The 1,058-nt window shown below is 65.2% G+C and carries 1 pseudogene; it reads right to left on the reverse strand.

Annotated features, from left to right (window positions below):
• A pseudogene (locus ACFWVD_RS28915) lies at window positions 1–212 on the reverse strand (DNA polymerase III subunit beta); the annotation flags it as partial.
• Window positions 213–1,058: the final 846 nt, after the last annotated feature.

A 1,058-nucleotide genomic window follows, 5' to 3' on the forward strand; every position in this document is an offset into this window, starting at 1 on the left:
CCGGAGACCAGGACGGTGCCGTCCTCCTCGACGTCCGCCTCGACGGAGACGCGGGCCGAGACCTCGTAGTCGAAGCCGGAGAGGCTCAGCGTGCCTTCCTCGGCCTTGAGCAGCAGGCCCGCGAGAACGGGCACCGGCGGCCGGGCCGGGAGGCTGCGGGCGGCCCAGGCCACCGCCTCCGCGAGTACGTCACGCTCCACCCGGAACTTCACCGGAACCGCCTCCTGCTGTTGCTCGCTCGTCTGCCGGCCTTCGTCGTCGGCTCGTCGATGCCTCGACCGATGCCGGGGACCAGTCTGACGTACGGCGCCGACAGTCGGTGCGGCCGGCGGTCAAGTCGGGAGCGAGGCGTCGGGGCGGGCGATCGACGAGTTGTGCACAGGACCCGCTTGAAAACCGAAACCGGCCTAACTCTCTATGGGGGTAGTAGTAGGGCCTGTGGAAACGGTGGATAAGCCCGTTTTCGCAGGTCAACCCCGGTTTTTTATCCACCGACCCTGTGGGTGACACCGGTGGACAACCCCGTGTCTCTGTGGAGAACAGAAAGTTCTGCACAGGCTGTCCCCAGGGGACCCCGACTACTCCACAGGTGTGTCCCCAGCTTTCCCCCGGTACTCCACAACCCAAACGTCTACATCCGTGTGACGGCTTTCACTCCGGGCGGTGAGAGGGGGTGGTGTGTTGCCGAACAGTGGACAAGGGTGTGGAGAAGGCACCGGATCCTGTGCACAGGACGTGGAAACCTGTGGGCCGGCGGTGGACAACGCCGTGGACAGTGCTGTGGACGAAATATTCGTCCACAGCCTGTGGACAGTCTTTGTGCACAATTCCACAGGGGTCTGACCTGGCCTGATGGAACCTCACCCGGCACCCCTGTGGACAGATTGTGGGCGACGCGGGGCGTCCCCAGGGTGTGGACGGAAGAAAGTCTCCCAATCTGTGGATGAGTTGCTCCCGCGGGGGCGTATTCGAACAGGTCAGGGGCGCGCGAACGAAGAAGGGCGCCCCCGTTGTGGACCGGGAGCGCCCTCTGCATGTGCGGGGAGGAGCCCTGAAGC

Source organism: Nocardia sp. NPDC058666 (assembly GCF_042714895.1).
Lineage (GTDB): Bacteria > Actinomycetota > Actinomycetes > Mycobacteriales > Mycobacteriaceae > Nocardia.